At 49.3% G+C, this 20,151-nt stretch carries 18 protein-coding genes; 13 read left to right on the plus strand and 5 right to left on the minus strand.

Translation table 11 applies throughout. The features are described 5' to 3' along the window. From HP568_RS20870 to HP568_RS20880, 3 genes are read left to right on the plus strand one after another with little or no spacing between them, the layout of a single operon-like run. A complete protein-coding gene (locus HP568_RS20870; protein ID WP_048031712.1) occupies positions 1-660 on the plus strand; it encodes an HlyD family secretion protein in 660 nt (219 codons plus the stop codon). 6 nt (positions 661-666) lie between these two features. Further along, positions 667-1,896, plus strand: a complete 1,230-nt coding sequence (locus HP568_RS20875) for an efflux RND transporter periplasmic adaptor subunit (RefSeq protein WP_048031713.1) — start codon at positions 667-669, stop codon at positions 1,894-1,896. A 15-nt stretch (positions 1,897-1,911) separates the two neighbouring features. Next, entirely contained in the window at positions 1,912-3,486 is a 1,575-nt protein-coding gene (locus HP568_RS20880; protein WP_048031714.1) for a DHA2 family efflux MFS transporter permease subunit, read from the plus strand. Positions 3,487-3,548: 62 nt separating this feature from the next. On the opposite strand, the gene HP568_RS20885 is transcribed toward HP568_RS20880, so the two are convergent. Both HP568_RS20885 and HP568_RS20890 read right to left on the minus strand, forming a co-directional pair. Continuing rightward, a complete protein-coding gene (locus HP568_RS20885; protein ID WP_162630221.1) occupies positions 3,549-3,689 on the minus strand; it encodes a hypothetical protein in 141 nt (46 codons plus the stop codon). Next, positions 3,652-4,596: a DMT family transporter gene (locus HP568_RS20890; protein WP_048031715.1), complete on the minus strand. Its 945-nt coding sequence runs from the start codon at positions 4,594-4,596 to the stop codon at positions 3,652-3,654. Before HP568_RS20890 ends, HP568_RS20885 begins: the two co-directional genes overlap by 38 nt. Positions 4,597-4,726: 130 nt before the next feature. Between HP568_RS20890 and HP568_RS20895 the strand changes: the two genes are divergently transcribed. Next, positions 4,727-5,470, plus strand: coding sequence for an N-acetylmuramoyl-L-alanine amidase family protein (locus HP568_RS20895; protein WP_048031716.1), 744 nt, complete (start codon positions 4,727-4,729; stop codon positions 5,468-5,470). Here the strand turns inward: HP568_RS20895 and HP568_RS20900 are convergent. Next, complete coding sequence (locus HP568_RS20900) at positions 5,441-6,223, minus strand: divergent polysaccharide deacetylase family protein (RefSeq protein ID WP_173630115.1); 783 nt, start codon at positions 6,221-6,223, stop codon at positions 5,441-5,443. The two genes, HP568_RS20895 and HP568_RS20900, sit on opposite strands and share 30 nt — an antisense overlap. Before the next feature lie 142 nt (positions 6,224-6,365). On the opposite strand from HP568_RS20900, the gene polA reads away from it, so the two are divergent. From polA to HP568_RS20925, 5 genes are all read left to right on the plus strand, one after another. Next, positions 6,366-9,014 carry a DNA polymerase I gene (gene polA, locus HP568_RS20905; RefSeq protein ID WP_173630116.1) on the plus strand — a complete coding sequence of 883 codons (2,649 nt, stop codon included), beginning with the start codon at positions 6,366-6,368 and terminating at the stop codon, positions 9,012-9,014. A gap of 48 nt (positions 9,015-9,062) precedes the next feature. After that, the gene (gene mutM / locus HP568_RS20910) at positions 9,063-9,893 is read left to right on the plus strand and encodes a DNA-formamidopyrimidine glycosylase (RefSeq protein WP_048031719.1); all 831 of its coding nucleotides are present in this window, start codon (positions 9,063-9,065) and stop codon (positions 9,891-9,893) included. Between the two features lie 18 nt (positions 9,894-9,911). Beyond that, positions 9,912-10,520 (plus strand): dephospho-CoA kinase, encoded by a 609-nt coding sequence (coaE, locus tag HP568_RS20915; RefSeq protein WP_048031720.1) that lies wholly within the window; start codon positions 9,912-9,914, stop codon positions 10,518-10,520. Beyond that, on the plus strand, positions 10,517-11,080 hold the full coding sequence (locus HP568_RS20920; RefSeq protein ID WP_173630117.1) for a lytic transglycosylase domain-containing protein: 564 nt from the start codon (positions 10,517-10,519) through the stop codon (positions 11,078-11,080). The genes coaE and HP568_RS20920 overlap by 4 nt, the downstream gene beginning before the upstream one ends. Positions 11,081-11,254: 174 nt before the next feature. Continuing rightward, positions 11,255-12,301, plus strand: a complete 1,047-nt coding sequence (locus HP568_RS20925) for a glyceraldehyde-3-phosphate dehydrogenase (RefSeq protein ID WP_173630118.1) — start codon at positions 11,255-11,257, stop codon at positions 12,299-12,301. Between the two features lie 61 nt (positions 12,302-12,362). On the opposite strand, the gene HP568_RS20930 is transcribed toward HP568_RS20925, so the two are convergent. Next, a complete protein-coding gene (locus tag HP568_RS20930) occupies positions 12,363-13,496 on the minus strand; it encodes an HD-GYP domain-containing protein (RefSeq protein WP_048031723.1) in 1,134 nt (377 codons plus the stop codon). 137 nt (positions 13,497-13,633) lie between these two features. Between HP568_RS20930 and nrdR the strand changes: the two genes are divergently transcribed. The 3 genes from nrdR (at position 13,634) to dnaI (ending at position 16,652) form a co-directional block, all read left to right on the plus strand. Further along, positions 13,634-14,113: a transcriptional regulator NrdR gene (gene nrdR / locus HP568_RS20935; protein ID WP_048031724.1), complete on the plus strand. Its 480-nt coding sequence runs from the start codon at positions 13,634-13,636 to the stop codon at positions 14,111-14,113. Positions 14,114-14,264: 151 nt separating this feature from the next. Beyond that, positions 14,265-15,704 (plus strand): replication initiation and membrane attachment family protein, encoded by a 1,440-nt coding sequence (locus HP568_RS20940; RefSeq protein ID WP_048031725.1) that lies wholly within the window; start codon positions 14,265-14,267, stop codon positions 15,702-15,704. Between the two features lie 15 nt (positions 15,705-15,719). After that, positions 15,720-16,652: a primosomal protein DnaI gene (gene dnaI / locus HP568_RS20945; RefSeq protein WP_048031726.1), complete on the plus strand. Its 933-nt coding sequence runs from the start codon at positions 15,720-15,722 to the stop codon at positions 16,650-16,652. Here the strand turns inward: dnaI and HP568_RS20950 are convergent. After that, on the minus strand, positions 16,629-17,270 hold the full coding sequence (locus tag HP568_RS20950) for a YdcF family protein (protein WP_048031727.1): 642 nt from the start codon (positions 17,268-17,270) through the stop codon (positions 16,629-16,631). The genes dnaI and HP568_RS20950 overlap by 24 nt on opposite strands. A 183-nt stretch (positions 17,271-17,453) precedes the next feature. On the opposite strand from HP568_RS20950, the gene HP568_RS20955 reads away from it, so the two are divergent. Continuing rightward, positions 17,454-20,048 carry an Ig-like domain-containing protein gene (locus tag HP568_RS20955; RefSeq protein ID WP_173630119.1) on the plus strand — a complete coding sequence of 865 codons (2,595 nt, stop codon included), beginning with the start codon at positions 17,454-17,456 and terminating at the stop codon, positions 20,046-20,048. Positions 20,049-20,151 lie beyond the last annotated feature (103 nt).

Below are 20,151 nucleotides of genomic sequence, written 5' to 3' on the forward strand. Positions count from 1 at the left end.
ATGAAGCGAAAACTGGTTTTGTATGTCATTTTGCTCCTGTTCGTGGCAGGTGGTGGAGGAATCGGTTACTACTATTGGTATCAAGGTGCGCATTATGTGACCACACAAGATGCTCGGATAGCGGGAGACATTTATCGCGTCATGCCAAAAATGACAGGCAAACTGACCGGGCTCGCTGTCAAAGAAGGCGACACCGTTATAGCGGACCAAATCGTAGGGCAGCAAGATACAACTAACGTAGCAACGACGATGCTGGAAAACAGCGTGTTGCGTTCTCCTATTACAGGTACCGTGATTAAAACGCAAGCAAAAGAGGGAGAGATTGTTTCGACAGGGCAATCGGTAGCTCTCGTGATTGACGAAAGCAAATTGTACATCTCCGCCAATTTGGAAGAGACTGAGATCGAACGGTTGAAACTCGGCCAAAAAGTCGATTTTACGATTGACGCTTACCCAGGTAAGAAATTGGGCGGTCATCTGATGGAGATCGGAAAGGCGACGAATTCTACATTTTCATTGATGCCAGCGGCCAATACGAGCGGGAACTTCACCAAGGTAACCCAGCGTATCCCGATCAAAATCGCCATAGATGACACAGCAGGTCTGGACCTTGTGGCCGGACTGAACGCCGAGATCAAAGTGCACGTGAAGGAGATGTAATCAAGCATGAAAAAGACAGCACAATGGAAAACAATCGCTGCAGTCATGGCGGCCGTTTCGCTTATTGCGTCGGGCTGTAGCGAGACATCTTCTGCATCGCAAACGAGCGAGAATGTCCCTGTCGTGAAGACGTGGAAGGTGACCTCTGCCTCTACGGGCGTCATTGCCAATGGTAAGGTGGCAGCATCTGAGGAGATCCAAGTCGTTTCTAAAGTATCTGGAAAAGCAGCGAGCGTGAAGGTAAAAGAAGGTGCAGTCGTCAAGCAAGGCGATGTTCTGGTCACGCTGGAGGCAGCCGATTATCAGCAACAGATCAATCAGGCACAGGCAGCCATTTCAGGCGCTCAGGCAAAGCTGAGAGATACGAAAGCAGGTGCACGCAATGAGCAGCTGACGCAGCTTGGAAGTATTGTCACGCAGGCAGAAGCCAGCCTGAAGGTAGTCGAGAGCAACTACAATCGGATGAAAGCACTGTTTGATGCAGGCGCATTGTCCCAAGCTGAGCTGGAGAAATCTTCGTTGGAATTGGAAAAGGCGCGCACAGGTCTTGAACAAGCGCAAGCCCAATACGATCTGGCAAAAGCAGGCCCAACTGCGGACACGGTAGCGGCTCTGCAAGCAGAAGTAAGCCGTTTGGGCTCCAATCTGGAGCTGGCGAAAAGCAATTATGACAATACCATTATTCGTGCGCCAATCACAGGTATCGTCGCCAAGCGTTCGGTTGATCCGGGAGAAATGGCAGCAGCCGGGACACCTCTCATGGTGCTAGTGAATATGGCAGATGTCAAAGTAGAAGCAAGCGTACCGGAAACCCAAATCAACCAAGTGAAGGTCGGTTCTACTGTTGATGTGAAGGTAGGCAGTCTCGGTGGGAAGGTGCTGAAAGGCACCGTTGAGTTTGTCTCTCCGATTTCGGATACCAACAGCAGTTCTTTCCCAGTCAAAGTGAAGGTAAATAATCAGGACGGCTTGCTGCGCGCAGGGATGGTAGCAGAGGTCATGCTCCAAGGCCAGGCAACACCAGGAACAAAATTGCCGACGTCAGCCGTGCTGGAAAAGGACAGCAAGCATTACGTCTATACCGTAAACGACAACGTTGTACACCAGGTGGAAGTAGCGGTGGAGAACGCAAGCGGCGACTGGACAACTGTCACGAATGGCGTCAAAGACAATGATCAAATTGTACTGAACCCGACAGACAAACTGTCCGAGGGCAGTAAGGTGATCGCAAACTAACGGGGGTGTTGACACATGGCGGAAGCGGTGGCACACCGGGAGGAGAAAGGCGGGAACGGCGGCATGTGGCTGTCTCTTCTCGCCATCCTCTCAGGAACCTTCGTTGCGATTCTGAACAATAGCTTGATTAACGTTGCCTTGCCTGCCATGGTCAATATTTTTGGTTCGACTACTGAGACCATGCAGTGGGTATTGACCGGATATATGCTGGCAAACGCCGTCATGATTCCGATGAGCGGCTCGTTGTCTGCCAAATTCGGGGCGAAAAAAATATTTGTACTCTCCTTATCTGCGTTTACTTTCTCGTCCATTCTGTGTGCCTTGGCGTGGAGTGACTCTTCGCTGATTGCCTTTCGTGTGGTGCAAGGTGTCAGCGGGGGGATGATCATGCCAATCGGGATGTCGATGATTTATATGATCGTTCCGCGTGAAAAGATCGGAATGGCCTTGGGGATATTCGGGATTGCTTCCATGACTGCCCCGGCGTTGGGCCCGACATTGGGTGGATATCTCATCGAATTTTTAAGCTGGCAATTTCTTTTTCTAGTCGGTGTACCCTTTGGTATTTTTGCGGTGATCATGAGTATCGTTCTGCTCAAGGAAACGCCGAAAAAACCAGAGTTAAAGTTCGACTTTTTGGGAGCATTTCTTGCCATCGTCGGTTTCGGGACGCTGTTGCTCGCTTTAAGTAAAGGGCAAGCAGAGGGCTGGACCTCCTTTTTCATCGTCAGTCTGTTTTTCATTGCCGTGATGAGCTTGATCCTGTTTGTTTGGGTGGAACTGGGGAAAGAAACTCCGCTGCTCGATCTGCGGCTTTTGAAGATTCCTACCTTCACTATCAGCATTTTGACTTCGGGCTTCGTCATGATGGGGATGATGGGCGGTATCTTCCTGATGCCGATTTTCCTCCAAAACATTCAGGGATTGACGGCTATGGAGTCTGGAATTCTGCTGATGCCGCAATCGATTGCCATGGCGATCATGATGCCAATCAGCGGAAAGCTGATGGATAAATACGGGATTGGACCAATTGGATTGATCGGCTTGACCATTATGAGTGTCACGACGTTTGAACTGCACAATCTATCTGCTGACAGCATGCACTCGTGGATCGATATGATCTTGACCATTCGCGGAATTGGAATCGGATTGTGCATGATGACGCTGTCTACCGTAGGGATGAACGCCGTGCCGCGTACAAGTGTGGGGGATGCCTCTCCGCTGTCCAACGTATTGCGTCAGGTCATGAGCTCGTTTGCCATTGCGATTTTGACAGTGATCATGCAGGCGCGTCAAAATTTCCACATGGCTTCCATCTCTGACAACTTGAATACGGATATGGCGACGCAGTTTATCAGTGGTATTTCAGGAATGTATGCACAGGTAGGGGTAGATGCGGCGAGTGCGACAGGGGGAGCCAGTGCGATTTTGTACGGAATGATGGCAAAAGAATCGTTGGTCCAAGGCATCGGGGATACTTTCCTCGTCTCAGTGATCCCTATTGTCCTCTCGATTCCACTTCTGTACTTCCTGCATAAAAAGCCGAAAAAAACGCAACAGGTGCCAGCAACCGAAAAGGCAACAGCCTAATAGCCAGGGGCAATTCCGCAAGTCTTAACGAAGACTTTCTAGGAATTGCCCCCTTTTGCCTGTTAGGACATCATTTTAAATAACCAGTACAAAATCCGTCCTACGATATAGCCAAGAAGAATTGTCCAGCCAACCTTCGCCCAAATACTCAGTCCCTTGACGAATTCACGCAAGCTTTTTCGGTTCTCCGGTTGCTTGTTCAATGGAGGACACTCCTTTAGCAGGTTGGTTAAAACGAATGAACACATAAATGCCGGCGATAATGATCAAGCCACCGATCCATTGGGGAGGCGTTACCACTTCGCCCAAGATAAAGTAAGCGAGAATCGCAGTCCCGATCGGTTCACCCAAAATTCCCATAGATATCGTCGTCGTATTGAGCCATTTAATGATCCAGTTAAAAATAGAATGTCCAAGCAAGGTTGGGAACAGGGCGAGACAGAAGAACCATCCCCAATCCGCCGCAGGGTAACCAACGAGCGAATACCCGAGAGCCAGATCATAGGCAACCAGAATCACGCTGGTGGCTGTATAAACGACGAGTGTGTAGGCAAAGGAGGACAGATGCTGGCGAACGTACTGCCCGACCAGCCAGTAGCCCGTCACGGTGACAGCTCCCATCAATGCGAGGAAATCCCCCCATAAAGCCATGCCGCCTACTTGAAAATCTCCCCAGCCAATCACGAAGCTTCCCACAATTGCCAGCAAGCCGCCGGATAGAGCCAGAAATCGAACTTTTTCTCCAAAAAAGAAATAGCCGCCAATGAATGCAAATAATGGCTGCAACGTAACGAGGACCGTAGAACTGGCTACAGACGTGTAGTTCAGCGATTCAAACCACAACAGAAAGTGGCTTGCCAAAAAGGCCCCGGATAAAATGCAGAGTAGCCACACTTTTTTGGACATTTTTCCAATCTCTGCGATGGCACCACGATTCCAGAATAAAAAAGGAAGCGTTAAGAGAACGGAAAAAATCAGGCGATACGTAGCGATAATCGGAGCAGGTGCATCCGATAGCTTTACAAAGATTGCAGAAGAGGAAATGGCGATCACCCCGATTAAGAGAGCCAAATACGGGGGAAATAACGGTTTTTCCAAAGATTGATTCATTAGTACACCTTCTTATGCGGGTAAGGTCATGGTTCATTATTGTAATTGTACAGTTGGATTAAAAAATTCACAATGTTATGTGTACCTTGCCACCTGAAAGGTTTCTTTTCAATCCGGTTATCCTACAGGCATGAGAAACTTACAGGCTATCTTCCGAATCGCTGCCTTCATACTTATCCTCATCTGTATCCCGACGCGAAGCGAGGCATTGCCGCTCACGCCATTTCACATTTTGATTGATGTTGGTCATGGGGGCGTAGATTCGGGAACTTCTTATGGGGATTTGTACGAAAAGAACATCAATCTGCAAATTGCCAAACAACTGTACCAAAAGTTGACAGAAGCTGGCTATACGGTGGCCTTGAATCGGAACAAAGACATCGCACTGAGCGATGAGAATCGGTGGTTGGACAACCGATCGAGGCATATTCGGGATTTGGCACAGAGGAAGAATTTGGCAAAGGAGATCGGTCCCCAAATGTTGCTTAGCCTGCATGTAAACTGGGCGTCTAATCCGCGGCGACGGGGTGCCATTCTTTTGTACCAAGATACCGAACAAAGCTATATGCTGGCAGAACTGCTGCAAAACTCGCTGAACAAGCTGACAGGGACGAACAACCAGCCAGTCAGGGGGAAGACGTACTACATGCTGCGTCACAACTACTGTCCGTCTGTCATCGTGGAGATGGGTTTTATCAGCAATGCACATGACCGCGAAATGTTAACGAATCCCAAAGCACAAGAAAAAATCGCTCAGGCCATTACAGAAGCCGTGAGCGAGTACGTAAAGCTTTCGGGAAATTTGAAAACGGAGGCTCGTGTGAAGGAGAGCTGGTGGCGAAAATTAATGGGTAGTTTGCTGGATAAGCTTTGAAATGGTTACAAATTCGGCCTCCTTCTGAATTCGCGGGATGTACTGGCGCAGAACGGAGGCTGTTTTCTTGCCAGGAGGCCCAACATGGCCTATCGCGATACATATCGGATGATTGTGGATTCGCTTGCAGACGAGCTCCATTTGCTTTGTAATATGTGGGACTGAGTATACGTCATCGAGAAAAATTTGATTCACTGCATGGGGCACGCCCATTTCAGCCGCTATTTTCGCAGCCACGCTTTTATCAGTGGTTTTGCTATCCAGGTAAATGAGCCCACGTTCCTTGACGACCTTCATGATGATGCGCATGATTCGCTCGTCAGCCGTTATTTTTGAGCCCATATGGTTGTTCATACCAATCGCATGTGGCACATCGTCAATCGCTTTTTCCACACGACTGCGAATCTCATCGTCAGACAGATCAGCCGTAATGGCTCCCGGACCGAGCCAGGAGCGTTTTCCTTTCATCGGCTCCATCGGCATGTGAACGAGTACATCATGTCCTTTTTGATGGGCGAGCTCGGCATCCTGCTTCGTGCTTGGAAGAAACGGCATGACGGCAACGGTTAGAGGGACTGGCATCGATAATATTTCCTCCGTCCCTTGCATGTTGTTCCCGAAGTCATCAATGACAAATGCCATCAGCTTTTTGACAGCGGGTGCGGGGGCTGGATTGGGGTTAGCCGTCACTGGAATCGCCCCAAGGGAAAGAAAAAGCGTGAGCAGGATCGGAATCAATTTCCTCCCATACATAAGATCACCTTCCTTGTCCATTTTTTTTCATAGTCTGTACAATCACCTTGTGCTTTACCCGCCATATCTACAGCTTGGCTTTGATGTTTGCCCTATGTTACGATTAAAGATAGTAGTTTTGTAACGAGAGGGGTCGAATTCCTTGAGTCATTTTGTGTTGATTGATGGAAACAGTGTTGCGAACCGGGCGTTTTATGCGCTCCCTTTATTGTCCACATCGGCAGGACTGCATACGAACGCAGTGCTGGGCTTTACGACTATGCTGTTAAAAGTGTTGGAGGAAATGAAGCCAACGCATATCATGGTTGCTTTTGACGCGGGAAAAGTCGTGTTTCGCCATAGCGAGTATGCAGAGTACAAAGGGGGACGCAGCAAAACTCCGCCGGAGCTGTCTGAACAGTTTCCACTGATTCGGGAGCTGTTGGATGCCTTCTCAATCAAACGCTTCGAGCTGGAAGGCTACGAGGCGGATGACATTATCGGTACGTTGACGAAGCAGGCTGATGAGCAGGCTTGGAAAACGACTGTCATTACCGGAGACAAAGATATGCTCCAGCTCGTGTCTGAGCATGTATCCGTCGCTTTGACGCGCAAGGGTGTCAGCGAAATCGAGCTGTACACTCCGCAAGAAATTAACGAAAAGTACGGCCTTAAGCCGCTGCAAATAATTGATCTGAAAGGCTTGATGGGCGATTCGTCCGACAACATTCCAGGTGTCCCAGGTGTCGGGGAAAAAACAGCGCTGAAGCTGCTGCACGAATACGGCTCTGTCGAGCAGGTACTGGAAAACATCGATAAAGTCTCGGGCAAAAAGCTGCAAGAGAACCTGCGTGAGAATGTAGACAAGGCAAACATGAGTAAAGCCTTGGCAACCATTTTGCGTGAAGCGCCTGTGGAGCTGGATGTGCAAGAAACTGGCTATGAAGGCTATGATGGTGTACCTCTCAGCGAATTCTTTAAAAAGATGGAGTTCAAATCGCTCTTGTCCAAGATCAAAGTGGCACAGCCAGCAGATGGCAGCGGACAAGCAGACGCCAAGCCGTTTTCATTTGAGATGATTTCAGAGGAAAACAAAGTGGCGTACGAGTCCAAGCTGACTTCTCCAATGGCTCTTTACATCGAAATGGATGGGGAAAACTATCACCATGCGCCATTCCTCGGAATTGGACTGGCTGCGGAAGATACGGTGATGTTCGTTCCGTGGGATGTAGCCAAGGAGTGGAAGGTGCTCTGTGAGTGGCTGGCTGATCCGGCGAAGGAGAAGTGGGTATTTGACGGCAAGCGAGATACGGTTGGACTCGCTTGGCATGATTTGGCGATAAAAGGCATCAGCTTTGATGTGTACCTCGCTTCTTACCTGCTGAATGCGGCTGAGAGCAACCCGACCCTGGACAGCATTGCGGCCCAATACGCACAGACACGGGTACTGTCAGATGAAGAGGTGTACGGCAAGGGTGCCAAACGTCTTGTGCCTGAAATGGACGTGCTGAGCGAGCATGTGGCACATAAAGCGGCAGCCATCTGGCAGAGCGTGCCTGTACTGCGCGAGCAGCTGGCGGAAAACGAAATGGAAAAGCTGCTCGGCGAATTGGAAGCCCCGCTGAGTATGGTACTGGCTCTCATGGAAAAGCAAGGCGTGAAGGTAAACAGTGAACGCCTCGTACAAATGGGGGAAGACTTGGACCAAAAGCTCGCGGGTCTGACAGATCAGATTTACGAGCTGGCGGGTGGGGCATTCAACATCAACTCGCCGAAGCAATTGGGTGAAATTTTGTTTGACCGCTTGTCTCTGCCTGTACTGAAAAAGACCAAAACAGGACCTTCTACCAGTGCAGATGTATTGGAGAAGCTCGCCCCATACCATCCGATCATCGATGCGATCCTGACCTTCCGTCAGCTCGGCAAGCTCCGCTCTACGTATATTGAGGGCTTGACCAAGGAAATCCATACGAAGACGAGCAAGGTGCATACGCTTTACAACCAAGCGACTACGGCGACAGGGCGCCTGTCCAGTACGGACCCGAATCTGCAAAATATCCCGATCCGCATGGAAGAAGGACGCAAGATTCGTGAGGCGTTTATCCCGTCAGAGGACGGCTGGTACATGCTGGCGGCCGACTATTCCCAGATTGAGCTGCGGATTTTGGCCCACATTTCGCAAGACGAAAATTTGATTGACGCCTTCCAAAAAGGAATGGATATTCATACCCGCACCGCTATGGACGTATTTGGTGTGAGTGAGGAAGAAGTGACCTCGCTGATGCGCCGTCAGGCAAAAGCGGTCAACTTCGGGATCGTATATGGCATCAGCGACTACGGTCTGTCGCAAAACCTCAATATTACCCGTAAAGAAGCCGGGGACTTCATTGAACGTTACTTTGATGTCTTCTCCGGTGTGAAGCGCTGGATGGAGGAGATTGTCCAACAGGCGAAGGCGGATGGCTATGTGACGACCTTGTTGAACCGCCGTCGCTACCTGCCTGATATTCGCAGCAGCAACTTCAACCTGCGTTCGTTTGCCGAGCGTACTGCGATGAACACGCCGATCCAGGGGACTGCTGCCGATGTGATCAAGCTGGCGATGATTCGCATGCAGGAGGCAATCGAGGAGAAAGGTCTCGCTAGCCGCATGCTTTTGCAGGTGCACGATGAGCTTGTATTTGAAGTGCCAGAAAATGAGCTGGAAGTCATGCGCAAGCTGGTACCAGAAGTGATGGAGAGTGCGCTTTCCCTCAATGTGCCACTCAAGGTGGACGTCAGTGACGGACGTACCTGGTACGATGCGAAGTAGACATGCCTAGAACATAAAGATGGATAGACAACAAGAGGAGGAGGGCACATGCCAGAATTGCCGGAGGTAGAAACCGTCGTACGTACTCTGCGTGGCTTGGTTATGGGAAAAACGATTGAGAGAGTAAGTGTTCATTTGGCGCGTATTGTGCGTCAGCCAGATGACGTGGAAGCTTTCAAATCTCTCTTGGTGGGACAAACCATTCAGGATATCCAACGGCGGGCAAAATTCATTCAGTTTTTCTTAAACGAGGATGTGCTCGTGTCCCATCTTCGTATGGAAGGGCGCTATGGCGTGTATCAAGCGGATGATCCCGTTGAGAAGCATACCCATGTCGTCTTCCATTTTACGGACGGAACGGAGCTGCGTTATCGGGATGTTCGCCAGTTCGGGACGATGGATTTGTTCCCCAAGGGGAAGGAAACAACCGTCGGACCTTTGGCAAAACTGGGGGTAGAACCGCTAGATAAAAGTTTCACTCCAGAAGTTTTGGGGAAATTGTTAAAAGGACGGTCAACAAAAATTAAGCCGCTTCTCCTAAACCAGGAATGTATTGTAGGACTGGGGAATATTTATGTGGACGAGTCACTCTTTAAAGCAGGCATTCATCCGGAGAAACCAGCAGGAAAGCTGACAGATAAAGAAGTTGTCCGACTGCACGAAAGCATCGTCTCTACTTTGCAAGAAGCGGTAGAACAAGGTGGTAGCTCCATCAAGTCGTATGTGAACGGACAAGGCGAGATGGGTATGTTCCAGCAATCTCTATTAGTTTATGGACGAAAAGACGAGTCGTGTACCAAGTGCGGGGCCGAAATCATTCGGTTTGTAGTTGGCGGCAGAGGGACGCATATTTGCCCGGACTGCCAAAAGTTATCGTAGTTCGACCAAGGGAGGAGGATGGGCATGATACTAGGGTTAACAGGCGGAATTGCCACTGGGAAAAGCACAGTGACAGGTATGCTTCGAGAGCGCGGAATTCCTGTCATTGACGCTGACCAAATCGCCAGAGAGGTCGTAGAACCAGGTAAACTGGCCTATGAAGCGATCGTGCGCCATTTTGGAAGAGAAATCCTATTGGAAGATGGTCAAATTGATCGGAAAAAACTAGGTGAAATCGTGTTTTCGGACGAGTCCGAGCGCCAAAAGCTGAACGCCATCGTCCATCCCGAGGTACGCCGCGTCATGCGGGAAGAGGCCGAAGCAGCGGAAGCGAATGGAGCCGAGATCGTCTTTATGGACATCCCTCTGCTGTATGAAAGCAAGCTTACACATATGGTAGAAAAAATCGTGGTCGTCTATGCGCCCTACGAGATGCAATTGGCGAGAATGCTGGAGCGCGACGAATTGGAAGAAGAACAAGCACGAAAAAGACTGCGGGCGCAGTTTCCCATTGATCAGAAGAAGCAAGGCGCAGACTTTTTGATCGATAATTCTGGTTCGCGTGAAGAAACCGAGCGTCAAGTGGAGGCCGTATTGGCCGCGATTCGATCGGAGCGTCAATCATGAGTTTTGGCAAGCGTGCAGCATTGATCCTGCTCGTTTTGGCGAGTATATTTCTGCTGCTAAACACGCCAGTGGTGTGGAAATGGATGTACCCGATCAAATATGAGCAACAGATTGTGACTACTGCACTAAAATATGAGGTGGACCCTCATTTGGTATTGGCCGTCATTCGTTCCGAGAGTGGGTTTGCGACAGATCGCGTATCGAAAAAAGGTGCGGTCGGGCTCATGCAAATCATGCCGGATACAGCGCAGTGGATCGTCAAGGAGGCAGGCTTCCGTCCAAAGGACAGCGAATACTTGTACGACCCTATCATGAACATCGAGATTGGGACATGGTATCTCGATTTTTTGCTGTCCCGCTATAATGGCGATATCGTCAAAGTCATTGCCGCCTACAATGCCGGTCCGGGCAAAGTAAACGGATGGCTCGCGAGTGAGCAATGGAACGGATCTCGAGACACAATTGAGGACATTCCATATGGGGAGACCCGTCAATATGTCCAGCGAGTGCTCTATTATCATGATCGTTACAAAAATATATACGACTTTCAATTACGTTAAAAATCATGAAAAGCCGCTTTCTTACTGATAAGAGAGCGGCTTTTTCCTCTTTTTTGGGGTAGGGTAAATCGTCCAAATATTTATTTTTCAGTAAAACACATTGATAATTGTGTCATACTTATTATAATAAAAGTATCAGATAAGCGTAACTCAATTCGAAAGGGGTTTCTATATATGACAATTAAAATCGGTATTAATGGTTTCGGACGAATTGGCCGCATGGTATTCCGCCGCGCTATCCAGGACCCCAACATTGAAATCGTTGCAATCAACGCCAGCTATCCAGCGGAGACGCTTGCACATTTGTTGAAATATGACACGATCCACGGACGCCTGCAAAATAAAGTAGAAGTCCAAGACAACAAGATTATCGTAGATGGAAAAGCAACAGTTGTCCTGTCTGACCGTGATCCGCTGAAGCTGCCTTGGGGTGACCTCGGAGTAGAGATCGTTGTGGAAGCTACAGGCAAGTTCAACAATCGCGACGGCGCTGGCAAGCACCTGCAAAGCGGTGCGAAAAAAGTTGTGATTACAGCACCAGCGAAAGAAGAAGACGTGACAATCGTGATGGGTGTAAACGAAGGCACCTACGACCATGCGAATCACCACATTATCTCCAATGCTTCCTGCACGACCAACTGTCTCGCACCTGTGGCAAAAGTGCTCAACGATGCATTCGGTATCGAACAAGGTCTCATGACTACCATTCACTCGTTTACAAACGATCAGGTGAATCTCGACAATCCGCATAAAGACCTGCGTCGTGCACGTGCAGCTAGCGAGTCCATCATTCCAACGACGACAGGAGCTGCTCGTGCAGTAGGAATCGTTCTGCCAGAATTGAATGGCAAGCTGAATGGATTTTCACTTCGCGTACCGACTCCAAACGTATCTGTAGTAGACTTGGTGATCAATACGAAGAAGCCTGTTACATTGGACGAAGTAAACCGTGTCCTGCGTGAAGCGAGCGAAGGCAGCATGAAAGGCTACCTCGAGTTCTGCGATGAGCCGCTCGTATCCAGCGATTTCAATGGCAACGACCACTCCTCGATCATCGACGGTCTGTCTACGATGGTAATGGGAGACAATCAGGTGAAAGTGATTGCTTGGTACGATAACGAGTGGGGCTACTCCTGCCGAGTCGTAGACTTGGTTCGCCACGTGTCCGAGCAGCACAATCAAGCTGCAACAAAAGAAGCAGCCGCTGTTGGTGTAAAATAAGTAGCATAAACAAAACCCCTTTGCCGAATTTCGAGCAAAGGGGTTTTTGGTTGCTTCGTATTTACGATGAAGTAGGAGATTCTTCTAATGAGTTCACGTTAAACAGATCATCATCTTCAAAGCCGACAATAAACAGTCGGATGTTCGCCTTGAGATCGAGGTCATAAGGGCTAGGAACATCGTTTCCTCGGCCGTCCTTTAACACTCGTACAGTGGGACGATGCGAATAGTCTGGATCAACCCGACTCACTACCCCGACTTCTCCGGTATTCAAAACGACGCTGCTTCCAATCGGGAAGATAGCAATGTGCTTGATAAAGGCATTTACGAGATGATGCTCGAACAGCGTACCGCCAGAGCCTAGCAGGTACTCGACAGCATCCTGTGGCATGTACCGCTTGCGCCATGGACGTGGGGAAGTCAATGAGTCATAAATATCACAGAGACCGACGATTTGTGCAAATTCGTGAATTTGTTTGCCGGATAATCCCTGTGGATAGCCGCTTCCATTTAGCCGTTCATGGTGCTGCAAGCAGACGTGTGCTGACAAAAGCGAGATGTCATGCTGCTTTCGCAACAAATTAAAGCCAAGCATCGTGTGCTGTTTGGCGATTTCCTTCTCTTCGTCCGTCCAACGTTCTGTTTTTAGCAACAGCTCTTCAGGCAGGCTCACTTTGCCGATATCGTGCAGCATGGCGCCTACCCCTAGGTTTATGAGCTGTGTGCGATTGTAGCCCAGAGACATGCCCACAGCAGTCGCCAACACGGCCACATTCACGGAGTGATGATATAGGGATGGCGAATGAGAAGAGATCGTCGTCAAATGTCCAACCATTTGCTTGTTTTGCATCAGGTCGTCCAAAATAGAACTAAAGGCACGCTGAAAATGAAGGCCCATTTCTTTTAAGGAAATTTTCCGGGCCAGCTTGTTTGAGTTTGTAATTTGTTTGATCGTCTTCTCGATGGCTTCCACAGCTACTTGTCTGGTTTGCGGGCGAATTACTTCTTCCACAACGATGTCATTGGTGCGGGGATCATCGATATACACCGAATCAACACCAGCTCGCTCTAATCCGGAGATGAGTCGTTCCGTTAATTGCATACCGGTTCCAAGCAGCACCTTTCCATCATCTGTGAAGACCGTACGTCCCAATTTCATTCCTGGCTGTAGGTGCTTTAAAGATACTAAACGCATGACTATCCCTCCAACAGTACCATAATTGTACTCCATTCGACTTATGCTTTAAATAGGTACAAGGATTGACTTGACTTCTGACAGGAATATGAGGGACACTGTAGACAAGTATTGTCAGTATTGGAGTTGATTCTGATATGCGTTGTCCATTTTGCGAATATAATGGGACCAGAGTCCTGGATTCACGTCCTTTCAATCATAATAAATCCATTCGTCGTCGCCGTGAGTGCGAAGCCTGCGAGCGCCGTTTTACTACCTTTGAAATGGTAGAAGAAACACCTTTGTTAATTGTGAAAAAGGACGGAACACGCGAGGAATTCAGTCGAGACAAGATATTGCGTGGATTGGTGCGTGCTTGCGAAAAGCGTCCTGTACCGTTGGAAGTGCTTGAAAATGTAGTGAACGACATTGAAAAAGAACTGCGTAGCTGCGGGCAAGCAGAGATCCCGAGCAATGACGTTGGGGAGAAGGTCATGGAGCGTTTATACCATGTCGATGAGGTCGCCTATGTGCGATTCGCCTCTGTATACCGTCAATTCAAAGATATCAATGTATTTATGAAAGAGCTGGAAGAGCTATTGGCACAAGCGCGAAGCAGCTCGTTTCCAAAAGAATAGATAAGCTTTTTCTACCAGACTCGCACCTTCTCTCTCGCTCTTGCGGCCAATCCGCCAGGGCTTCTTTGGCTTTCCAACTGATTTTTCCGCGAATGAATGGATAGTCGTGCTATAATAAAAAAATCGAATTTTGTCAGGAAGGAAAGATCTGATGCGTCGTTTAGTTTGGAACGAGTTGTTGCCGAAGGATCGTTATCTGGTGCGGATGGCAAGACCGATTGGCTTTGCCGAAATGGGCTTTGTTACGCAGCTATATTTGCCGATCATCGGTGTCGAATCGTACGCTCTCTACCAACTGCTCGTCCATGGCGTGCAGGAAGTGAGCGGAGCCTCCTCGGAGGGGACCCATCGCAGTTTGATGCTGACGACTTCGCTTTCTCTGGATCGGCTATTGGATGCGCGTGAACGTCTGGAGGCTATCGGGCTAGTCGAGGTGCGCCGCAGGGAAAATCAGCAGCGTGACTATTATTACGAGTATTTGATCAAACCGCCGCTTAGTCCGGCTGAATTTTTTGCAGACTATGTACTGTCGTTGATGTTGTTAAACAAAATCGAAAACGTTCGCTATTCGCAATTGCGCCAGCATTATGCAGATACGCTTGGCAGTCAGTTGGATCAAGAATACTCCATTGTGGAAAACGTCACGAAAGACTTCCATGATGTGTTCCAGTCGTTGAAACCATCCGAGCTGGAAGTGAAAAAAGGATCGGAGCGCGATCAGTTTTTAACCGAGATGGACACCAGCTTCCCGCAAGCGCCGATGAAATCTGGCTACGAGGCACAGGTCAACCATTCGTTGAGTGTATCGTCACTGCGCTTGTACTTGCCGGATAATGCCGACTCGGTCAAAGTTTTGGAAGGCAAGAGCATGGAGCTGTTGTTCTCGCTTTGCCATTTCTATCAGTTGGACAGCTGGGGGATGGGGCAGGAGCTGCGTGATTGGACGCTATACAAATCGGATCGGAGTCTGGACGGAGAAGTTTTGCGCAAGCGTTTGGTACAACGCTACACAGAAGACAAGCTGTACCGAACGGCGCCTGCAACGGACACGACAGAGGATGGCTTTGGACCTGGTCGCTTGCCAGAGCCAGGCAGTGAAGCCTTTATTCGTGCTTGTCGCCAGTTATCTCCGGTGACCCTGCTGGAAAAAGTCGTCGGTGGCAGAATCAGCAAGGTGTTTTTGGAACGGGCTGAAACGCTTGTATTTGCGGATGGGATGCAGCCGGAAGTCGTCAATGCGCTTTTGCTCCATACGCTAGCCAGCATGCAAATGGAGCTGCCAAAAGCGTACATGGAGACGATTCGTGACAGTTGGAAAGCGAAGCGGATCGCGACAGTTGACGAGGCAGTGAAGCAGATCCTCGAACGTGCGGATCAACGGGCACAAACAGCCGAGAAGGCTAAAACGGGCAAGAAGGAATCGGCTCCTGTCAGACGCAACGGTAGAGCTATCTTGCAGGACAAGCTGCCAGCTTCTGTCGAGTGGCAGTTGTCGCAGGAAAAAAACGCATCCGACGCTGAAAAGAAACAGTCCATTCAGGATTTTCCAGACTTGCAGAAAAGACTGGAAACCTTGCGAAAACGGAAATAAGGAGTGTGAGGGAACGTGGAATCTATCAGTGAGTTCATGCAAGAGCTCGCCAAACGAACGCCGCGTCAGTTGCTGACACCGGATCAGCAGTTAGATAAAATGTTCCGTTCGTCGGCCTATTTAAAAGCATTTCAACAAGAGCATCCCGCATTGACCAGGGACGATTACCTTCGCTCGCTCTCCAACATCTATACGGCAGTAAAGGAGCAGTATTGGTGTGAGCGTTGTCCGGGTCTTGGCGAATGCCCGAATTTGGTCAAGGGACATAGCACGCAATTGGAGCTGGCACACCAACATATTATCAGCTCGATGACGCCCTGCTCCAAACAACTGTCGCACGAGGAAGAGATTCGCCGCCGCCGATTGATGCGAAGCTATTACGTATCCGAAGAGACCTTGAACGCGAGCTTTGAGGGCTTGGTCATTGACTCCGGGAATTTTGCTACTGTAGATGCCGCGATTCAGTTCTGTGAAAAAGTCGGAACAGGCGAGCGGGTAAAAGGACTTTATCTGCACGGTCCGTTTGGGGTTGGAAAAAGCTACATCATGGGTGCAATTGGTCGTGAGCTCTCGGAGCGCAACGTCGCTTCCTTGCTGGTTTATGTGCCTGACTTTATCCGGGAGATGAAGGATTCCATCTCGGATCAATCGTACGCGGGCAAGCTGGAGCTGCTGAAAGAAGTACCGGTATTGATCCTCGATGATATCGGCGCGGAGAACTTGACTCCATGGGTTCGTGACGAGATTTTGGGGGTTATATTGAATCAGCGGGCAAACAACCATTTGCCTACGCTGTTTACTTCGAATTACTCACTGAGTGAACTGCAAGAGCATTTGTCTATCTCCAACGGAAATCGGATCGAACAAACAAAAGCGGCTCGCATCATGGAGCGAATCCGCCATTTTGTCGACGTGTATGAAATTTTACGCGAGAACCACCGTTCCTAGTACTTGTGTAAAGAGGCGAGAGAGCTCCCAATACGTGAGTGCGAGTACTTCTCTCGCCTTATGATACGGTCCAAACAGGACGTGTGACGTCGTCCCTACAGGTGAGGCGACAATTCCCAGTGAATCAGCCATGACCATTGCACGGGCTAAATGATAGTCGTGGCTGATGATCAGGGCGTCTTGAATATGATGTTCCTCCAAGATCTGCTGGCCGTACAGCAGGTTTTCGTATGTGCTGGTAGACTTGCTTTCTAGCAAAATGTCCTCTTCGGGAATTCCTTTGGCCACTAAGTAATTTCTGCTTACAGCAGCTTCCGTGATCGTTTTGCCTTCACCCAGGCCGCCTGTGACCAACAGCTTCGATACATAGCCTTCTTCATACAGGGTCACCGCCTGTTCGAGACGTTCGCGCAGGCCAGGACTAGGTCCCTCACCCCAGACAGCAGCACCGAGGACAATGCCGACGCTTGCGTGTCGTGCGTTGGCTTTCTCAATCGTCTGTTCGATACGATACCAGTTGTAGCCCGACCATATCAGACCGAGCAGCATGACACTCCCAAAGACTATCCATATCCCGCGCCAGCAAGGACGCTGTGCGTTTATCGTTCGATTTTTCATTCTTTGAATTCTCCCTCGTAGTCACTCTCTTTATTTAGACGTTTGAAATAAGGTCTAGTTACAAAGCTCGACACATGCCTGACACGAAAAACTAGTAAATTGTTACTTGCTCTTTGCCGATATAGTAATGGTGGAATGGTTTCGAAGAACAGCAAATTTCATACTTGCGAGGGAGGCTAGTTAATGTTCTGGAAAAAAACGATGCTCTTGTTTCTGGCCGTCCTGCTATTAGTGGGGACTGGGAACGCAGGGGTAGGATTGGCTGCCGATGAAATCAGCCGACTCGTTCTGTCCAAGAATGAGGTAACATTGGAAAATGGAGATTCTACCAAGCTGACGGCTACCGCTATTTATGTGAGCGGAAAAACGGAAGACGTCACCGTCAAGACAGAATGGACCACGCAAAATGCGGATGTCGCCTCTGTATATGCGGGGCAGATTACAGCCAAATCGGTAGGGAAATCGACCGTAACGGCTACGTACATGGGTAAGCCTGTTGTAGTAGGTGTAACCGTAACGAAAAAGGTAAAGGCACTGACGACAGAAGATCAATCATTGAACGTACGGATCGGCAACACGGAAAACGTAAAGCTGACGGCTGTATACAGCGATGGGACAACAGAAGACGTAACGACACAAGCAGACTGGTCCATCGATAATCCGGCGATTGCGACTGTAGTCAACGGTGCAATCAAAGGTTTGAATTCAGGAACTGGTACCGTGACAGCGAAGTTTGGCAGCCAGACGACAACGATCTCTGTGAACGTCGAGATCGCCCACAGACTGGAGCCAAACAAAAACCAGGTTTCACTCTTGCTGAACGGCGAAGAAACAATCAAGCTCAAGGCCATTTTCCCGGATGGAAGTGTAACGGAAGACGTTTCCGACAAGGCTGAATGGTCCTCAGACAATACTGCTGTAGCCGATGCGCTCAAAGGTACGATCAAGGCTTATGGCGCGGGTACAGCAACCATTACGGCGAAGTATGGAACAAAAACAGCGACGATCAAAGTCGATGTGGATACAACGCAAAAACTGGAACTCAGCAAGCAAAACATTTTCATGAATGTGGGGAAGGCAGAAGACATCGAGCTGAAAGCAACTTATGCCAATGGCGGTGCTTCCACAGTTGTAAACGACAAGGCAGAATGGTCCTCTGATCGCGAGGACGTTGCGTATTACAGCAACGGGAAAATCCACGCGGTGAAGTCCGGTGAAGCGGTTATTACTGCGAAATACGGAAACAAATCCGTTCAGGTACGCGTAGATGTAGAAGTACCTCGTTCCTTGTATATCGTTCCAGCTTTCCTGACGATGAAAAGCGGATCAACGAAAGACGTAGTTGTAAACGCGTCCTTCGCAAACGGAACAAGTGAAGATATCACTTCAAAAGTAGAGTGGTCTTCGGATAATGCAGATGTCGTATTTGCAAGTGGCAAGACGGTATCCGCCTACAAGGCTGGAACGGCGAATGTAACCGCTAAATACGGCGGGAAAACAGCGACACTGGTTGTCGATGTAGATGTACCGCAAAACTTGTCCGCAGATATCACGACAGTAGCGATTCCGGTGGGCGGCGCGAAGCAAGTGAAGGTAACGGCTTCGTATCCAGATGGAAGCACTCCTGCTGAAGATGTCACACAAAAAGTTGTTTGGTCATCCAGTGCACCGAACGTAGCAAGCGTGCGTCAAGGCTTGATCACAGGTGTGTCGACAGGTGCAGCGACAGTAACAGCTACATACGGAACACGCACAGTGAACATTTCCGTATCGGTTGGCGTTATGCAGACATTGACGGTAGACAAGAAAAAGATCGTGCTTGGCAATGGCAAGTCGGAAACCGTTAAGCTGACAGCAGCTTACGCGGATGGAACGACCAAGGATGTAACAGATACAGCGACATGGAGCTCGGCTTCTGCTGCTGTAGCAGAGGTAATGAACGGGAAGATCACAGCGACAGGAGCAGGGAAAACGACCGTAACAGGTACCTTCGATGGCAAATCGGTTACGATTGCGGTAGAAGTAGACCAAGCGACGAATCTTTCCGTTGATCCTCGCCTGCTGATCCTGAACGTCAACGAATCAAAAGAGATCAAGCTGAACGCAACAGACTCCGCTGGCAATTCGGACAATGTGACCAGCGATGCCGAATGGTCCTCGTCCTCGGTTAAAGTAGCGGATGTGGTAAACGGTCGCGTAACAGGTCTCTCAAATGGACGTGCGACGATCACTGCGAAATACGGCGGCAAATCGATCAGTATCCCGGTAGAAGTCGGAATCGTGAGCAAGCTGGAAGCCAACAAGCGTTATGTATCTACGAAGTCGAACAGCAACGTACAAGTAACCTTGACAGCTACCTTCTCCGATGGCCGCACCATGGATGTTACCTCCATGGCTGACTGGAAGACGAGCAACTACAAAGTAGCAGACGTAACCAAAGGCCTCATTACAGGACGTACCTACGGAAAAGCAACGGTTACAGCGAGATACAACGACAAAAGCGTATCGATCCCAGTCGATGTTGATACACTGAAATACTTGAAGACAGATGTCGTCCAGCTCGTGATGAGCAAGGGTGAAGTGAAACAAGTGAACGCCATCGCTACGTATGCAGATGGCTCTGAGCAAAATGTCACCAAGCCAGCTCTCTGGACCACTTCTCGCCTGTTGGTAGCCGACGTGAAAGACGGCGTGATCAAGGCGACAGGGTCGGGTAAAGCGACGATTTATGTGCAGTATGGTGGGAAGAAGACACCGATTGTGGTGACGGTGAGATAGTGGTTGATAGAGAAGAAAAGAGAGGAGCCAACCGATTGGAGCGGTTGGCTTTTTTTGTGGTTTTTTCAGCTGGGACGGGGATTTATCAGATTTTTTCGCTTGC

The organism is Brevibacillus sp. MS2.2, assembly GCF_013284345.1.
Classification (GTDB): Bacteria; Bacillota; Bacilli; order Brevibacillales; family Brevibacillaceae; genus Brevibacillus; species Brevibacillus brevis_C.